General features: G+C 60.6%; 19 protein-coding genes. 15 read left to right on the top strand and 4 right to left on the bottom strand.

The window, feature by feature from the left end:
* Window positions 1–58 precede the first annotated feature (58 nt).
* From ACQY1J_RS11835 to ACQY1J_RS11820, 4 genes are read right to left on the bottom strand one after another with little or no spacing between them, the layout of a single operon-like run.
* The gene (locus ACQY1J_RS11835; protein ID WP_062456693.1) at window positions 59–385 is read right to left on the bottom strand and encodes a TfoX/Sxy family protein; all 327 of its coding nucleotides are present in this window, start codon (window positions 383–385) and stop codon (window positions 59–61) included.
* A gap of 2 nt (window positions 386–387) precedes the next feature.
* Window positions 388–2,031 carry an NTP transferase domain-containing protein gene (locus ACQY1J_RS11830; protein ID WP_430251568.1) on the bottom strand — a complete coding sequence of 548 codons (1,644 nt, stop codon included), beginning with the start codon at window positions 2,029–2,031 and terminating at the stop codon, window positions 388–390.
* Between the two features lie 3 nt (window positions 2,032–2,034).
* Window positions 2,035–2,730 (bottom strand): XdhC family protein, encoded by a 696-nt coding sequence (locus ACQY1J_RS11825; protein WP_174196614.1) that lies wholly within the window; start codon window positions 2,728–2,730, stop codon window positions 2,035–2,037.
* Window positions 2,727–3,056, bottom strand: a complete 330-nt coding sequence (locus tag ACQY1J_RS11820) for an XdhC family protein (protein WP_062456684.1) — start codon at window positions 3,054–3,056, stop codon at window positions 2,727–2,729. The genes ACQY1J_RS11825 and ACQY1J_RS11820 overlap by 4 nt, the downstream gene beginning before the upstream one ends.
* Before the next feature lie 197 nt (window positions 3,057–3,253).
* Between ACQY1J_RS11820 and ACQY1J_RS11815 the strand changes: the two genes are divergently transcribed.
* The 15 genes from ACQY1J_RS11815 to ACQY1J_RS11745 all read left to right on the top strand — a co-directional run bounded on the left by ACQY1J_RS11815 (window position 3,254) and on the right by ACQY1J_RS11745 (window position 15,177).
* Window positions 3,254–4,315: a branched-chain amino acid ABC transporter substrate-binding protein gene (locus ACQY1J_RS11815; protein WP_430251930.1), complete on the top strand. Its 1,062-nt coding sequence runs from the start codon at window positions 3,254–3,256 to the stop codon at window positions 4,313–4,315.
* 70 nt (window positions 4,316–4,385) lie between these two features.
* Complete coding sequence (gene rpe / locus ACQY1J_RS11810; protein WP_430251566.1) at window positions 4,386–5,060, top strand: ribulose-phosphate 3-epimerase; 675 nt, start codon at window positions 4,386–4,388, stop codon at window positions 5,058–5,060.
* Between the two features lie 102 nt (window positions 5,061–5,162).
* Window positions 5,163–6,470, top strand: a complete 1,308-nt coding sequence (gene purB, locus ACQY1J_RS11805) for an adenylosuccinate lyase (RefSeq protein WP_062456678.1) — start codon at window positions 5,163–5,165, stop codon at window positions 6,468–6,470.
* 45 nt (window positions 6,471–6,515) lie between these two features.
* Complete coding sequence (locus tag ACQY1J_RS11800) at window positions 6,516–7,070, top strand: RBBP9/YdeN family alpha/beta hydrolase (protein WP_113110563.1); 555 nt, start codon at window positions 6,516–6,518, stop codon at window positions 7,068–7,070.
* A 236-nt stretch (window positions 7,071–7,306) separates the two neighbouring features.
* Window positions 7,307–8,071, top strand: a complete 765-nt coding sequence (gene purC / locus ACQY1J_RS11795; RefSeq protein WP_062456672.1) for a phosphoribosylaminoimidazolesuccinocarboxamide synthase — start codon at window positions 7,307–7,309, stop codon at window positions 8,069–8,071.
* A gap of 15 nt (window positions 8,072–8,086) precedes the next feature.
* Complete coding sequence (gene purS, locus ACQY1J_RS11790; RefSeq protein ID WP_062456669.1) at window positions 8,087–8,329, top strand: phosphoribosylformylglycinamidine synthase subunit PurS; 243 nt, start codon at window positions 8,087–8,089, stop codon at window positions 8,327–8,329.
* A 17-nt stretch (window positions 8,330–8,346) separates the two neighbouring features.
* Window positions 8,347–8,604: a hypothetical protein gene (locus ACQY1J_RS11785; RefSeq protein ID WP_430251563.1), complete on the top strand. Its 258-nt coding sequence runs from the start codon at window positions 8,347–8,349 to the stop codon at window positions 8,602–8,604.
* Complete coding sequence (gene purQ / locus ACQY1J_RS11780; protein WP_062456665.1) at window positions 8,601–9,275, top strand: phosphoribosylformylglycinamidine synthase subunit PurQ; 675 nt, start codon at window positions 8,601–8,603, stop codon at window positions 9,273–9,275. The genes ACQY1J_RS11785 and purQ overlap by 4 nt, the downstream gene beginning before the upstream one ends.
* 71 nt (window positions 9,276–9,346) lie before the next feature.
* On the top strand, window positions 9,347–9,724 hold the full coding sequence (locus ACQY1J_RS11775) for a hypothetical protein (protein WP_430251561.1): 378 nt from the start codon (window positions 9,347–9,349) through the stop codon (window positions 9,722–9,724).
* Between the two features lie 170 nt (window positions 9,725–9,894).
* Entirely contained in the window at window positions 9,895–10,392 is a 498-nt protein-coding gene (locus ACQY1J_RS11770) for an acyloxyacyl hydrolase (RefSeq protein ID WP_430243850.1), read from the top strand.
* Window positions 10,393–10,494: 102 nt separating this feature from the next.
* On the top strand, window positions 10,495–12,702 hold the full coding sequence (gene purL / locus ACQY1J_RS11765) for a phosphoribosylformylglycinamidine synthase subunit PurL (RefSeq protein ID WP_184653241.1): 2,208 nt from the start codon (window positions 10,495–10,497) through the stop codon (window positions 12,700–12,702).
* A 150-nt stretch (window positions 12,703–12,852) separates the two neighbouring features.
* Window positions 12,853–13,089, top strand: a complete 237-nt coding sequence (locus ACQY1J_RS11760; RefSeq protein WP_062581431.1) for a BolA family protein — start codon at window positions 12,853–12,855, stop codon at window positions 13,087–13,089.
* Between the two features lie 16 nt (window positions 13,090–13,105).
* Window positions 13,106–13,369, top strand: a complete 264-nt coding sequence (locus tag ACQY1J_RS11755; RefSeq protein WP_430251559.1) for a hypothetical protein — start codon at window positions 13,106–13,108, stop codon at window positions 13,367–13,369.
* 151 nt (window positions 13,370–13,520) lie between these two features.
* Window positions 13,521–13,853: a Grx4 family monothiol glutaredoxin gene (gene grxD / locus ACQY1J_RS11750; RefSeq protein ID WP_062456655.1), complete on the top strand. Its 333-nt coding sequence runs from the start codon at window positions 13,521–13,523 to the stop codon at window positions 13,851–13,853.
* A 118-nt stretch (window positions 13,854–13,971) separates the two neighbouring features.
* Window positions 13,972–15,177 carry a multidrug effflux MFS transporter gene (locus ACQY1J_RS11745; protein ID WP_062456653.1) on the top strand — a complete coding sequence of 402 codons (1,206 nt, stop codon included), beginning with the start codon at window positions 13,972–13,974 and terminating at the stop codon, window positions 15,175–15,177.
* Window positions 15,178–15,230 lie beyond the last annotated feature (53 nt).

Raw genomic sequence — 15,230 nt, 5'->3', positions numbered from 1 at the left:
TAGCGCGAAACTTGTTGCCTATTCAATACGCGAAATCTTGCCGTGCCAAAAATATAGGTTACTTGTCGATTTCACTCCGGATTGCGGCCTCGTAGGCCAGTCTTGTCCACTTTGACATGAGGTCGGGGTCCTCGAACGCATCTCCCGGTACCGTCCAGTAAGGCATCATCACGGACTTGCCCTTCTTGCCTTCGTAGCTCCACTGCCGCGCGCCTGCAGAAGCGAACTCAGGCGCGCTCACGGCATCGGCTTTCAGCATCAGTTCGTCGCGCAGCTCGATCGCGACGATGAGGCCCTGATGGTAGATGCCCTTGCCGCCGAACATCCGACGGATGCTGACGGGCCCGAGACCTTCGAACATCTCTTCGATCGCAATATTATCCATCGTTACGTCCTCAGAACGCCACCTGCAGCCATGACCGCTTCGGGCGTATCCACATCAAGATGGGCTGCCGGACCGATATCGACATCGATCACCGGAAGACCGGAGGTTTCGATAATCGCCCTTGCGCCGACATCGCCCTGCAGGTTCCGTACAGCATCATAGGTGGCGCGCGGCAGAATAACCGGATTGCCGCGCTTGCCGTTGGAGACTGCGCGCACGATCGCCTCGCCACCGGCGTCCCCAAAGGCACCGAGCAAGGCATCGATATGGCTGACGGTCACGCCCGGCATATCTGCCAGCATGACGAGGACGCCATCTGCTGCCGCGACATCCGGCCGCTTGAATCCGGCAATCAGAGAGCTCGCCATCCCCGCTTCATGGGAGGGGTTGTCTTGGAGACGGACGTCGAGCGATGAAAGCTCGGCCGCAATATCCTGCTGCCGGTGACCGGTGACAACGACCACGGGTGTGGCCTTCGAGGCCAACAGCATCTCGGCGGAGCGGCGCACGAGCGGCACACCGTCAAACTCAGCAAGCAGCTTGTGAAGGCCACTTTCGCCCATGCGCCTGGCCTGACCGGCGGCCAACAGGACAGCCGCAACCGAAAGCGAGACATCGTCCTTGCTCTCGCTGCGGTCCCGCGGCGCAGGCCTTGTCGGGATCTCCATCAAAAGTCCTCCCACACCCAGTGCGGCAATATCGTCCGATGTCGGTCTTTCACCGGCAAGCAGCCGGTGGAGCATCCAGTCAAAACCGTTTTCCTTCGGAGACCGTGCACAACCGGGGGCTCCCAGTACCGTGACACCACCAATATGGCCGTAAACAAGAAGATTGCCGGGATCGACCGGCATGCCGACGCGGATCACCTCACCGCCACCGGCTCGGATCGCAGCCGGAATGACGTCCTCTTCATCGGCAACGGCGGACGCACCAAACACGATCACCAGCGAAGGCTCGCGACAGTTCCCAAGATCAAGCGCCTGCAGTGCGGCGGTCAGGGCGTCGTGCGTATGCGGAATACGGATCTCGCGCACCAGTGTGCTGCCCGAAAGTGCAAGCCGCTGCTCGATGAGCTTCGCCGTTCGATCCATCACCGACGTCTTCAGCGTCGGAAGCTCCGTTGCAATCAACGTGACAGCATGAGCCTCGAACGGTTTGACCTCAAACGGTGTAGAAGCCCCAAGCAGCGCCACAGCCTTCCCGAGACAATCGCCATCGACAGCGAGCGGAATGATCTTGAACGTTGCGACCATGTCGCCTGCCTTGACCGATACGCGATCCTTGAGACAGGCAAGCGTGATCGACGGGTCCACGCCGTTGAGCGCGTTGACGACGTGCGTGTTGGCGACGAACAGACCGGCCGTTGCCGCATAAACGTTGACACGTCCCGTTGCTGGCTCCGAAAACGTGAGGTGATCAGGTGCGATTGCGGCGGCCAGCATTCCCGCCGCTTTGTCTTCAAGAACGTCTCCTGCATCTAGCCGCACGCCTATGACGGAAGCGATACCCTCTTCGCGAAGACGCTCGATGTCATCAGGCGCTAGCCGGTGACCCTTGCGCAGTCGTCCGCGCTGACCTTCAAACCGGATTGAATGGGCAAGCACTATGTTTTCGGCCTCACGCAACGGGAAGCTGGCGTATTTCATTCCCTAACCCTGCGTAAGGAGGTCGCGCCGGCGCAACGACCTGACGATGTCGGCAAGTGTGGCAAGCGCAATCTCGGCCGGGTTCGCAGCACCGATGTCGAGACCGATCGGCGCTGAAATCCGGGCAATCTCCTCCTCGGAATGTCCCATATCCTTCAGTCGATCAGCGCGCTTCGCATGAGTTTTGCGGCTACCGAGCGCGCCAACGTAAAAACAGCCCGCCTTCAGCGCCTGCGACAAGGGAAAATCATCGATCTTCGGATCATGCGTCAGGGCCGCGACAGCCGTATAGCTATCGAACGGTCGCTCTCTCAGCACGTCTTCGGGCCACTCCGCGATGACATCGACATCACCGAACCGTTCTTCGGTTGCAAAGGCCGTCCGCGGATCGATGATCGTGAGGTCGTAGCCCGCCACCGGCGCCAGACGGGCGAGCGCCTGGCTGATATGAACCGCACCAATCACGACGATCCTTGGCGGCGGCAGATAGACATTGATGAACAGAATGCGGTTGTCGATTTCGACGCTCGTGGCCTTGCCGCTGCGCATCGCGTCCGCGATGGCGGCACCAAGCGGACCCTCCGGAACCGTTTCCTCGGAAACAAGAGAAATTTCGCCCGACGCAAGGTCGGTTATTGTCGCCGAGGCCCGTCTTTCCTGCCGGGCGCCGTTGAGACGCGCGAGATCATCGAACTTCATCGGCCGAGCCTTTCCACATAGACGCGGATCTTGCCGCCGCAGGAGAGCCCGACTTGCCATGCCGTCTCATCGGCAACGCCGAATTCCAGCATCTTCGGCGTGCCTGACGAAATCACCTCGATCGCCTCCGTAATCACCGCACCCTCGACGCAGCCGCCCGAAACGGAGCCGACGAAATTTCCCTCGCCATCGATCGCGAGATGGCTTCCGATCGGACGTGGTGCAGATCCCCAGGTCTCGACGACGGTTGCGATCGCCACGTCGCGGCCGCTTTCGGCCCAATTCTGGGCGGTGACGAGTGGATCAAGACTGGATGTGACGGTCATCGGTGCCTTTCAGACGGCAATTTTCGAAACACGCATCGGCGCGTCGTGACGATATGGAAGCCTCACCCGCGCTTTTCCACGTCTGCGCGCAGTTTTTATCGTCGTGACGCGATTCTCTTTGACCGGTCGGATGGGAAAGCTAAATGTGCTGGAACGCAAGCCGCAATGAGTTAAGGGAAGGCATGGACATTCGCACTTTGATATCAGCCGGCCTGTTTGCCTCATTCCTCGCTGCTCCGTCTGCATCGGCTGCGATCATCGGCGTGGTCGCACCGAAATCGGGTCCATACGCCCTCCTCGGAGCCCAGATCTACCAAGGCGCCCGTGCGGCGGCCGAGGCCAATGGCGATACGCTGGTGGAGCTGGACGAGAGCTGTGACGAGAATGGCGGGCTCGCGGTATCGAAGTCTCTGACGGATGCAAAGGCCAGCGCGGCCATCGGCTTCCTCTGCGTGGAAACGCTGACGACAGCACTGCCCGCTCTGAAGGCCGCCGCTATTCCAGCCGTTTCGGTCTCGGTGCGGTCGAAGATCCTGATGGAGGATGCACTTCGCAACGGCTGGCCGTTCTTCCGTCTGGCACCAACCGAAACCGCCGAAGCGGATGCTGTTGCATCTGCCATCCTATCCCGCTGGAAAGCCGAGCCGATCGCATTCATCGATGACGGTACGATCTATGGCCGCGAGCTCTCAAGCGCCGTGCGCCAGAAGCTGGAACCGTCAGGCATCCGCCCCGCGTTCACCGACGTGTTCAGGCCAGGCCAGGAGCAACAGATTGCTCTCGTCCGCCGCCTGGCAAAGGCCGGCGCGACTCATGTCTTTATTGGTGGCGACCGAAACGATACCGCCATCATCGTTCGCGACGCTGCAGCCGAACGCGTTTCCCTGACAGTCATGGGCGGAGATGCGCTGCGTGCCGCAAACCGTCCTGTTGGCCTTGCCAACGGCGTGCTCGCGGCAGCCCTTCCGGATTACGCAGTTGCGCCTGAAGCTTCCACCGCCGTCACGCAACTTCGCGCAGGCAATGTCGAGCCGGAAGGCTACGTTCTGCCCGCTTATGCGGCAACGGAACTTGTTCACCGGGCGGTGACCGAGACGTCCAATGGTCGTTCCCTGACCGACACTCTTGCGGCAGGCTCCTTCACGACTGCGATCGGTCCCGTCGCCTTCGGCCCGGACCACGAGTTGAAGCAGAACCCGTTCCGCCTAGTGGAGTGGCAAGGTACGGACTTTGTGGAGATCGGGCCCGCCACCGACTGATGGTCTGGCCAGGCGATTGTTCCTGTCGCCACGGGATGATAAAGCCTCCCTCAAACCGGAGACCCATCCCATGACCCTGCCGATCCGCATCGCCCCGTCCATTCTTGCCGCCGATTTCTCCAAGCTTGGCCAGGAAGTCATCGACGTCGTGCAGGCCGGCGCCGACTGGGTGCATCTCGACGTCATGGATGGTCATTTCGTCCCCAACATCTCATTCGGACCTGACGTCATCAAGTCGCTGCGACCGCATACGGATGCGTTCTTCGACTGCCATCTGATGATTGCACCGGCCGACCCCTTTCTTGAGGCCTTCGCCAAGGCTGGCTGCGACAGCATTACCGTGCACGCTGAATCGGGCCCTCACCTGCATCGCTCCCTGCAGACGATCCGCAGCCTCGGCAAGAAGGTCGGTGTGACGCTCAACCCGGCAACGTCGCTGTCGGCGCTCGAAAACGTGCTCGATGACGTCGATCTGATCCTCATCATGAGCGTCAATCCAGGCTTTGGCGGCCAGAAATTCGTCCCCGCCATGCTCGACAAGATCCGTGCGACGAAGTCCCTGATCGGTGACCGCCCGATCGAGATCGAAGTCGACGGCGGCATTACTGCAGACACGATCGGCGCTGCGAGCGCTGCCGGCGCAAACGTCTTCGTTGCCGGCTCCGCCATCTACAAGGGTGACGGCATCGACGCCTATCGCGGCAATATCGAAGCACTGAGAACAGCGGCAAGCAGCGCGCGCTAACCATCCGGCGCCCTCTTTCCTGCAAACAAACCCGAAGTTATTGAGCTTTGGCCCGCTTGTTGCTACAGGCTGGGCAACACTTGACAGGAAAGCCGCACGCTCATGATCCCTCGCTATTCCCGGCCCGAGATGGTCGCCATCTGGTCGCCAGAGACGAAGTTCCGCATCTGGTTCGAAATCGAGGCCCATGCCTGCGACGCGCTTGCCGCGATCGGCGTGATCCCGAAGTCGGCGGCCGAGACGATCTGGGAAAAAGGCGGCAGCGCAACATTCGATGTCGCGCGCATCGACGAGATCGAAGCCGTCACCAAGCATGACGTCATCGCCTTCCTCACCCACCTTGCCGAATTCGTCGGCCCGGACAGCCGGTTCATCCACCAGGGCATGACATCCTCGGACGTCCTCGACACCTGTTTCAATATTCAACTCGTGCGGGCGACCGACATCCTGATCGCCGGCATCGATCGCGTTCTTGAAGCGCTCAAAACCCGTGCCTTCGAGCACAAGGATACGGTCCGCATCGGCCGCAGCCACGGCATCCATGCCGAGCCCACCACGATGGGCCTGACCTTCGCCCGCTTTTATGCGGAAATGTACCGCAACAAGACCCGTCTGCTCGAAGCCCGCGAAGAAGTTGCCACCTGCGCAATCTCTGGCGCCGTCGGCACGTTTGCCAACATCGATCCCCGCGTCGAGGAGCATGTCGCAGCAGCGCTCGGCCTGAAGGCAGAACCGGTTTCCACGCAGGTCATCCCGCGTGACCGTCATGCGATGTATTTCGCGGTCCTCGGCGTCATCGCCTCGTCGATCGAAAACGTCGCGATCGAAATCCGCCACATGCAGCGCACGGAAGTTCTGGAAGCGGAAGAATTCTTCTCGCCCGGCCAGAAGGGCTCGTCGGCCATGCCGCACAAGCGCAATCCTGTTCTGACCGAGAACCTGACCGGTCTTGCCCGCCTTGTGCGCATGTCGGTGGTTCCGGCGATGGAAAACGTTGCTCTCTGGCACGAGCGTGACATCAGTCACTCGAGCGTCGAACGCGCCATCGGCCCTGATACGACCGTCACCCTCGACTTCGCCCTCAACCGTCTCGCCGGCGTCATCGAAAAGCTGGTGATCTACCCAGAGAACATGCTGAAGAACATGAACAAGTTCAAGGGTCTGGTCATGAGCCAGCGCGTCCTTCTGGCGCTTACGCAGGCAGGCACGTCGCGCGAGGATGCGTATCGCCTCGTTCAGCGCAACGCCATGAAGGTCTGGGAGGAAGGCAAGGACTTCCTCGAAGAGCTGCTGGCCGATCAGGAAGTCCGGGCCGCCCTTTCCGAGGAAGAGATCCGTGAGAAGTTCGACCTCGGCTACCACACCAAGCATGTCGACACGATCTTTACCCGGGTCTTTGGCGAAGCCTGATACCAGCAACTTGATATTGAAATCACGCAAACACAGATAAGCGGCATGAAAGCATCCGAAGCCGATATCCTCATCATACCGGGTTACACCAATTCCGGCCCAGGCCACTGGCAGACGCGATGGGAGTCTAAACTCGCCACCGCCCGCCGGGTCGAGCAATCGGAATGGGCAAAGCCGGTCAAAGACGACTGGGTCCAGCGGCTCGCGGACGAAGTGAATGCTTCGACGCGACCCGTTGTGCTCGTCGCCCACTCGCTGGGCGTGGCAACAGCCATCCACGCGATTCCTCTTTTCAAGAAGAAGGTCGCCGGCGCGTTTCTGGTCGCACCGCCCGAGGTGGCCAATCCGAAGATCAGACCCAAGCACCTGATGACGTTCGGACCCTACCCGCGCGATCCACTGCCGTTTCCGACCTTGACCGTCGCCAGCCGCAACGATCCTTTCGGCTCTTACGATCACGCCGACGATATCGCCGCGTCCTGGGGATCGGTACTGGTCGATGCGGGGGAGTCCGGGCATATCAACGAAGAATCGGGGCATGGTCCATGGCCGGAGGGTACGATGGTGTTTGCCCAGTTCCTCGGCAAACTGAAGCCCTGACCTCGGCGGTCACGCCGGAATCAAGACGCATTTTTCCTGCTAGGCTGGAGCGCTGCCGCGGTACACGACTGAGTCGTCTGCGGCATATGCGGTAGAGGGAGCCGGCATAGCTTTTTTCATCGGGATGAAAACCGGACGGAAGGTCCCCGCATTGTGAAATGCGATCTTTTCCGATATGGACCCCACAAACACGATCCATTGCGCCTGCCCCGGGTGCCAACAACGAGAAAACAATCATGAACCGTCGCCGCCGTATTTACGAAGGCAAGGCAAAGATCCTTTACGAAGGCCCGGAGCCAGGCACACTGATCCAGTTCTTCAAGGACGATGCCACAGCCTTCAACAAGAAAAAGCACGGTGTGATCGACGGCAAGGGCGTTTTGAACAACCGCATTTCCGAATATCTCTTCACGCACCTGAACAAGATCGGCATTCCCACGCACTTCATCCGCCGGCTGAACATGCGCGAGCAGCTGATCAAGGAAGTGGAGATGATCCCGCTCGAGATCGTCGTGCGCAACGTCGCCGCCGGCTCGCTTTCGGAACGTCTGGGCATCGAGGAAGGCACCGTTCTTCCCCGCTCGATCATCGAATTCTACTACAAGTCCGATCAGCTTGCCGATCCGATGGTGTCCGAAGAGCACATCACCGCCTTCGGTTGGGCAAACCCGGCCGAGCTCGATGATGTCATGGCGCTCGCCATCCGCGTCAACGACTTCCTGTCCGGCCTTTTCCTCGGTGTCGGCATCCAGCTCGTCGATTTCAAGATCGAATGCGGCCGCCTTTTCGAAGGCGACATGATGCGCATCATCCTGGCTGACGAGATCTCGCCCGACAGCTGCCGTCTCTGGGATATTGAGACGAAGGAAAAGATGGACAAGGATCGGTTCCGCCGCGATCTCGGCGGTCTGGTCGAAGCCTATTCCGAGGTGGCCCGCCGTCTCGGCATCATCAATGAAAACGAGCCGCTCCGCGGGACCGGCCCGGTTCTTGTCAAGTAATTCGGGGGATATTCAGTGATCAAGGCACGCGTGACCGTTACGCTCAAGAACGGCGTTCTAGACCCGCAGGGCAAGGCCATCGAAGGCGCGCTCGGAAGCTTAGGCTTTGAAGGCGTCGGCCATGTTCGTCAGGGCAAGGTGTTCGACCTTTCCCTTGAGGGCACCGACAAGGTAAAAGCCGAAGCAGACCTGAAGTCGATGTGCGAAAAGCTTCTGGCTAACACGGTAATCGAGAACTATACTATCGCAATCGACTGACGGTTGCGGAGTATGTGATGGCTGACGTCACGAATGAACTCATGTACGAACTGCTGAAGAAGCTCAACGCCCGGTTCGACAAAGTCGATGCTTCGTTGAGCGAGCTTCGCTCCGAGATGAATGCCATGCGCGGGACGATGGTCGCGGTGCAGCATGACATCCATAACGTCTACACGACCTTGACGCGGCATGAATCGCGTCTCGACCGTATCGAAAACCGCCTCGAGTTGCGCGAGCTGTCTGAGGCCAAGGCAAGGTTTGAACCGCACCCATGAAGTCCGCCGTTGTCCAGCTTCCCGGCCTCAATCGCGACCGCGACATGATCGCCGCCCTCACCAAGATCTCCGGCCAGGCGCCCGTCACCATCTGGCAGACGGAAACTGAGATCCCTGATGATATCGACCTGATCGTCATTCCCGGCGGTTTCTCCTACGGCGACTATCTGCGCTGTGGCGCGATTGCTGCCCGTATGCCGGTCATGCAGGCTATCAAGCAGAAGGCAGAACAGGGCGTGAAGGTCATGGGCGTCTGCAATGGCTTCCAGATCCTGGTCGAAGCGGGCATGCTGCCGGGTGCACTGATGCGCAATACGTCGCTGAAGTTCGTGTGCAAGGACGTGAAGCTCGAAGTGGTGAATGCCGAAACGGACTTCACCCGCGCCTATGGCAAGGGCCAGATCATCCGCTGCCCGGTCGCCCACCACGATGGCAACTACTTCGTCGACGCAGACACGCTCGCTTCCATGGAAGACAAGGGCCAGGTCGTGTTCCGCTATGCGGAAGGCACCAACCCCAACGGTTCGTTGAGCGATATCGCTGGCGTCATCAACGCGCGCGGCAACGTTCTCGGCATGATGCCGCACCCGGAAAACCTGATCGAAGCCGCGCATGGCGGCAGTGACGGTCGCGGCCTTTTTGCCTCGGCGCTCGACGTGATCGCTGCCTGACCTGTCTCAGGTCTCCGTAGCAGACAATACCATAACCCTCCGGGAACGACATGCAGATCTCTTACCGTACTATGACTGCCATTTCTCTTGTCGCTCTCGGGACCGCGCTCGCGTCCTGCCAGTCGAAACCACCCGTCAAAGCGGTCAGCAGCGCATCGGCGCTCGACGTGATGGAAAAGGTTGCCGTTGGCGCCAATCGCTGCTGGTTCCGGTCGGGCGACCCGGCCTTCAAGTCCTACGCGTTCGCGCCGGAACTGACGTCCTTCTCCGGTCGTCCACGCTTTCTTCTGACACGCAAGGGCTCGTCCGATATCCGTCCGCTTCTCGTGGTGCAGGCGGAGGGCAGACCTGCCAAGCTTTCCACCTTCGGCCCGCTGATGAGCGAGCCTGTGTCGGGCCGCGTCAACGCCGATGTGCAACGCTGGGCCGCTGGCAACACCAACTGCTGATCTCGACCGTCAGAAGCCTTCTGTCGATAGCGTAAGCTCCGTACGAGTTTCGCAGACCACTCTCTCCTCAAACGGCAACATAATGCCGATTCGAGGAGAGTAGTTTGCCGCCGATTTCCCTGACACTGCCGGCGCGGATCGCCCTCGCTGCACCCTTGGCATTCCTGTCCATGGTCGCGACACCGATCGTTGCTGCCGAACAACTGTTCGACGACGCGCGTTTTGGAGTCCTCACCTCCCTGGACAGCGGTCGCAAGGAAAACGGCGTCTTCCTGACGGGAATGCTCCTCACCGATCCGTTCGGTCGTGAACAGGCGACGGGCGTTGAGAAGGTCCTGCGGCCACGCCTTCACGTCGGCGGCGAACTTAGCACCACGGGCGAAACGAGCCAGGTCTATGCAGGCTTCTCGTGGACAGTGCCGGTCACGCGCAATGTCTTCGTGGAAGCAGGCTTCGGCGGCGCGGTGCATGACGGCAACCTGGACAGCGGCGACGACCCCCAGCTTGGCTGCCGCGCACTCTTCCACGAATATGTCGCCGCAGGCGTCAAACTTCTCGGAAACTGGCAGCTCTTGGCGCAGGCGGGCCATTCGTCTCATGCCAATCTCTGCGACGGACCAAACGATGGTCTGACCCGCGCGGGTCTCACGGTAGGTTACCGGTTCTGATCTCGGCTTTTGCCTGTGGCGCGCCGGCATTTTCTTGTCGCGCCTCGTCAAGACATAGGCTAAAGAGCGGCGCATATCTCGCTCCGCAACATAGAGAAGATCATGACCATTCCGAACAGCTTCCCGATCACGCCAGAACTCGTCGCATCCCACGGCCTTAAGCCCGACGAATATCAGCGGATCCTGGATCTGATCGGCCGCGAGCCGACCTATACCGAACTCGGTATCTTCTCGGCTATGTGGAACGAGCACTGCTCCTACAAGTCATCCAAGCGCTGGCTGCGCACGCTGCCCACCAAGGGCCCGCGCGTCATCCAGGGGCCTGGCGAGAACGCCGGCGTGGTCGACATCGATGATGGCGATGTCGTTGTCTTCAAGATGGAGAGCCACAATCATCCGTCCTATATCGAGCCCTACCAGGGTGCGGCGACGGGCGTCGGCGGCATCCTGCGCGACGTCTTCACCATGGGTGCACGGCCGATTGCGGCCATGAACGCCCTGCGTTTCGGCGCTCCTGACCACGCGAAGACAAAACACCTCGTCTCCGGCGTCGTTGCCGGCGTCGGCGGTTACGGCAACTCGTTCGGCGTGCCCACGGTCGGAGGCGAAGTCGAGTTCGACGAACGCTACAATGGCAACATTCTGGTCAACGCCTTCGCAGCCGGTCTTGCTAAGTCCGACGGCATCTTCCTGTCGGAAGCCAAGGGCGTCGGTCTGCCTGTCGTCTATCTCGGCGCGAAGACCGGCCGCGACGGTGTCGGTGGCGCCACGATGGCATCGGCCGAATTCGACGCCGATATCGAGGAAAAGCGCCCGACCGTTCAGGTCGGCGACCCCTTTACCGAAAAGTGCCTGCTGGAAGCCTGCCTCGAACTGATGAAGACCGGCGCCGTCATCGCCATTCAGGATATGGGTGCCGCCGGCCTCACCTGCTCGGCCGTCGAAATGGGCGCCAAGGGCGGCCTCGGCATCGAGCTGCAGCTCGATCAGGTCCCGGTCCGCGAAGAGCGCATGACCGCCTACGAAATGATGCTCTCGGAAAGCCAGGAGCGGATGCTCATGGTGCTGGAGCCTTCGAAGGAAGAAGTCGCCAAGGCGATCTTCGTCAAATGGGGCCTCGATTTCGCAATCGTCGGCAAGACCACGGATGACCTGCGTTTCCGCGTCATCCATCAGGGCGAGGAAGTCGCCAACCTGCCGATCAAGGAGCTGGGTGACGAGGCACCGGAATACGACCGTCCCTGGATCCAGCACAACCCGCGCCCTGATCTGCCGGCGGCAGACGTTGCAGCCCCGACGGATTACAACGATGCCATTCTGAAGCTGGTCGGCTCTGCCAACCAGTCCAGCCGTCGCTGGGTCTGGGAACAGTATGACACGCTGATCCAGGGCAATTCGCTGCAGCGCCCCGGCGGCGATGCCGGCGTCGTGCGCATCGAGACCCATCCCACCAAGGCGCTGGCCTTCTCGTCTGATGTCACGCCGCGTTATGTCGAGGCGGACCCGTATGAAGGTGGCAAGCAGGCTGTGGCCGAATGCTGGCGCAACATCGTTGCAACCGGCGCCGAGCCGCTCGCGGCCACCGACAACCTCAATTTCGGCAATCCCGAAAAGCCTGAAATCATGGGCCAGCTCGTCGGCGCCATCAAGGGTATCGGCGAAGCGTGCCTCGCCCTCGATTTCCCGATCGTCTCCGGCAACGTGTCGCTCTATAACGAGACCAACGGCGTCGCCATCCTGCCGACCCCGACGATCGCCGGCGTCGGCCTGCTGCCCGACTGGCAGAAGATGGCAAGGATCGGCTCCGCTGGCGACGGCGACGTGCTGATCATGATCGGCACCGATGGTAGCCATCTCGGCTCCTCGATCTACCTGCGCGACATCCTCGGCTCGACAGAAGGCCCAGCACCCACCGTCGATCTTTCCGCCGAACGCCGCAACGGTGACTTCGTCCGCTCGGCAATCCGCAACGGCCATGTCAGCGCCTGCCACGACATCTCCTCCGGTGGCCTGGGTCTGGCTCTCGTCGAAATGGCGATGGCGTCCGAAAAGGGCATGACCGTCAGCCTGTCGGAACAGCGCGGACCGTCGCATGCTCTCCTGTTCGGGGAAGATCAGGCACGTTACGTGATCGCCGTTCCGGCCGACATCGCCAATTTCCTGCAGGCCAATGCCGAAGGTTCAGCCGTGCCCTTCCGCCGCCTCGGCAAGGTCGCCGGCGAACGCGTCGTCATCGATGACATCGTCGACATCACTGTAGAGGATCTCACCATCGCTCACGAGAGCTGGTTCCCCTCGTTCATGGCATGAGGCACGGGTCGGGTGACTTCAACCGATCCAAATCCTCTAGCAATCTGTATTTGAGGTTGTTACCTCTTTGACCGGGAGACTGCTTTCAGGCAGTCTTTCGGTCAAAGCATGCCGCGATATGAGTTTGCGGCCGAAGAAGAGGAAGACACCATGCCCATGCGTCCCGGCGATATCGAAGACATGATCAAGGCCGGAATTCCCGGCGCCAAGGTCACGATCCGCGATCTGGCGGGTGACGGTGATCACTACGCAGCCGAGGTCGTCGCAGACGCGTTCCGCGGCAAGAGCCGCGTCCAGCAGCACCAGATGGTCTACGAAGCGCTGAAGGGCAATATGGGCGGCGTTCTGCATGCCCTGGCGCTTCAGACCTCCGCCCCCGCCGAGTAACGAGGCTGCCGGCGCCATGTCCGACCTGATCAAGCAGATCGTTACCAGCGTTGTGGACGATGTCGTCAGGCAGCTTCTGGGCAAGTCGCACGGGCGCACGCCTTCCAAGCGCAAAAAGCGTCAGACCCGCGCCGCTGCATCGGGAAGCACGCGGTCCGCGACCACGGGTAGGTTCACCGGCAAAAAGCCCAGAACGCGATCAAAACTTGCGAAGCCAGCGAAAAAGCAGACGAGCCGCCGGCGCACTGCCACCAGCCGCAGCAAGCAACGCAGCCGATAGCCCTAAGGGGCACGTCATTGGTGGCGTTGCGCGAAGGCGTAAACAGTTTGACACTTCAAGCGGAATTGCGCTGGAATTAGTAAGGTCACCTTGCTATTTAAGGGGCAAGACACCGCAGCGGTCCTTGAAACCGCGTGTGAAAGGAAAGATCATGAGCGGCATTCACGACTTCATCGCAAACGAAATCAAGACGAACGATGTCGTTCTCTTCCTCAAGGGCACGCCTCAGTTCCCCCAGTGCGGCTTCTCCGGCCAGGTCGTCCAGATCCTCGATTACCTCGGGCTCGACTACAAGGGCGTGAATGTTCTTGCCGACGCGGAAATCCGGCAGGGCATCAAGGACTATTCCAACTGGCCGACGATCCCCCAGCTCTACATCAAGGGTGAGTTCGTTGGCGGATGCGATATCGTCCGCGAAATGTTCCAGTCGGGCGAGCTCAAAACCCATATCGAGGAACAGGGCATTACCGTCCGCGCAGCCTGATCCGGCTTGATATACTCTCCAAAATTTTGAAGGCGCCGCTCCCACGGCGCCTTTCCCATTCTTTAGGAAATCCCCCGTGACAAATCCTTCACATCCCGTTGTCCCAAAGCTGCAAGGCATGGGAAGGGCACAATTCATTGCCATGATGGCCGCTCTGATGGCACTCAACGCCCTCGCCATCGATATCATGCTTCCCGGACTACAGCAGATCGGCGCAGCACTCGGCGTCGAGAACGAGAACCATCGACAGTATGTCGTCTCGGCCTATCTGTTCGGCTTCGGCATCGCCCAGCTCTTCTATGGCCCGATCTCCGACCGTTTCGGTCGACGCACGCCGCTTCTGATCGGTCTCGGCATCTACATCGTCTCCGCGATCGCCGTCGTTTTCGTCCCCTCCTTTGCGGGCCTGCTCATCCTGCGCTTTATCCAGGGCATCGGCTCGGCTGCGACCCGCGTCATCTCCGTCTCGATAGTCCGCGACGTCTTCGGCGGTCGCGCCATGGCGGAAGTCATGTCTCTCATCATGATGGTGTTCATGATCGTACCGATCATCGCGCCCGGAACGGGACAGCTCGTGCTGCTGTTTGGTGACTGGCACCTGATCTTCGTCTTCATCGCCGTCGTCGCAATCATTGTCACGATCTGGGTTGCCCGCAAGCTGCCCGAAACGCTGGATCAGGCCGATGTCCGCCCGTTCACGGTAAAGTCCATCGTCGCCGGCTTCCTGATCGTTCTCACCAACCGCATGGCGCTCTGCTACACGCTTGCGAGCACGTTCATCTTCGGCGCCCTGTTCGGCTTCATCAACTCGGCCCAGCAGGTCTATGTCGGCATCTACCAGCTCGGCGTCTGGTTTCCGGTGGCGTTTGCTGCGGTCGCTCTGTTCATGTCGATCTCGGCCTTCCTCAACTCCCGCTGGGTCGGCCGGCTCGGCATGCGTAAGCTGTCGCACGCCGCCATCATCGGCTTCGTCGTGGTCACCTTCCTGTGGCTAAGCGTACAGCTGCTGTCATCCGAACCGATGCCCTTCCTGCTGTTCCTGGCCTTCTTCGCCATGGCCATGTTCCTGTTCGGCCTGATCGCCTCGAACTTCAATTCGCTGGCAATGGAGCCCCTCGGCCACGTGGCTGGCACCGCATCCTCCGTTCTCGGCTTCATGGGCACGGTCGGCGGCGCAATCATCGGCGCATCCATCGGCCAGGCCTTCGACGGCACGGCGACGCCGATGGTGGCGGGCTTCTTTACCGTCTCGGTCATCGGCCTGATCTTCGTGCTGATCGGCGAAAAGGGAAAGCTCTTCCGGCCCCATAACCACAAGGCCTGACGGTCCATCACGTCAGCGCGAAAAAAGGCCGGAGCGATCCGGCCTTTTTCGTA

The sequence above is a fragment of the Neorhizobium sp. DAR64860/K0K1 genome (assembly GCF_050500205.1).
Taxonomy (GTDB): domain Bacteria; phylum Pseudomonadota; class Alphaproteobacteria; order Rhizobiales; family Rhizobiaceae; genus Neorhizobium; species Neorhizobium soli.
Note: the sequence above shows the minus strand (reverse complement) of the source record. Positions and strands in the feature narration are given on the sequence as shown.

Coding starts and splice junctions, on each gene's coding strand:
- ACQY1J_RS11835 (WP_062456693.1), bottom strand. CDS start 385: ATGGATAATATTGCGATCGAAGAGATGTTCGAAGGTCTCGGGCCCGTC.
- ACQY1J_RS11830 (WP_430251568.1), bottom strand. CDS start 2,031: ATGAAATACGCCAGCTTCCCGTTGCGTGAGGCCGAAAACATAGTGCTT.
- ACQY1J_RS11825 (WP_174196614.1), bottom strand. CDS start 2,730: ATGAAGTTCGATGATCTCGCGCGTCTCAACGGCGCCCGGCAGGAAAGA.
- ACQY1J_RS11820 (WP_062456684.1), bottom strand. CDS start 3,056: ATGACCGTCACATCCAGTCTTGATCCACTCGTCACCGCCCAGAATTGG.
- rpe (WP_430251566.1), top strand. CDS start 4,386: ATGACCCTGCCGATCCGCATCGCCCCGTCCATTCTTGCCGCCGATTTC.
- purB (WP_062456678.1), top strand. CDS start 5,163: ATGATCCCTCGCTATTCCCGGCCCGAGATGGTCGCCATCTGGTCGCCA.
- ACQY1J_RS11800 (WP_113110563.1), top strand. CDS start 6,516: ATGAAAGCATCCGAAGCCGATATCCTCATCATACCGGGTTACACCAAT.
- purC (WP_062456672.1), top strand. CDS start 7,307: ATGAACCGTCGCCGCCGTATTTACGAAGGCAAGGCAAAGATCCTTTAC.
- ACQY1J_RS11785 (WP_430251563.1), top strand. CDS start 8,347: ATGGCTGACGTCACGAATGAACTCATGTACGAACTGCTGAAGAAGCTC.
- purQ (WP_062456665.1), top strand. CDS start 8,601: ATGAAGTCCGCCGTTGTCCAGCTTCCCGGCCTCAATCGCGACCGCGAC.
- ACQY1J_RS11775 (WP_430251561.1), top strand. CDS start 9,347: ATGACTGCCATTTCTCTTGTCGCTCTCGGGACCGCGCTCGCGTCCTGC.
- ACQY1J_RS11770 (WP_430243850.1), top strand. CDS start 9,895: ATGGTCGCGACACCGATCGTTGCTGCCGAACAACTGTTCGACGACGCG.
- purL (WP_184653241.1), top strand. CDS start 10,495: ATGACCATTCCGAACAGCTTCCCGATCACGCCAGAACTCGTCGCATCC.
- ACQY1J_RS11760 (WP_062581431.1), top strand. CDS start 12,853: ATGCCCATGCGTCCCGGCGATATCGAAGACATGATCAAGGCCGGAATT.
- ACQY1J_RS11755 (WP_430251559.1), top strand. CDS start 13,106: ATGTCCGACCTGATCAAGCAGATCGTTACCAGCGTTGTGGACGATGTC.
- grxD (WP_062456655.1), top strand. CDS start 13,521: ATGAGCGGCATTCACGACTTCATCGCAAACGAAATCAAGACGAACGAT.
- ACQY1J_RS11745 (WP_062456653.1), top strand. CDS start 13,972: ATGGGAAGGGCACAATTCATTGCCATGATGGCCGCTCTGATGGCACTC.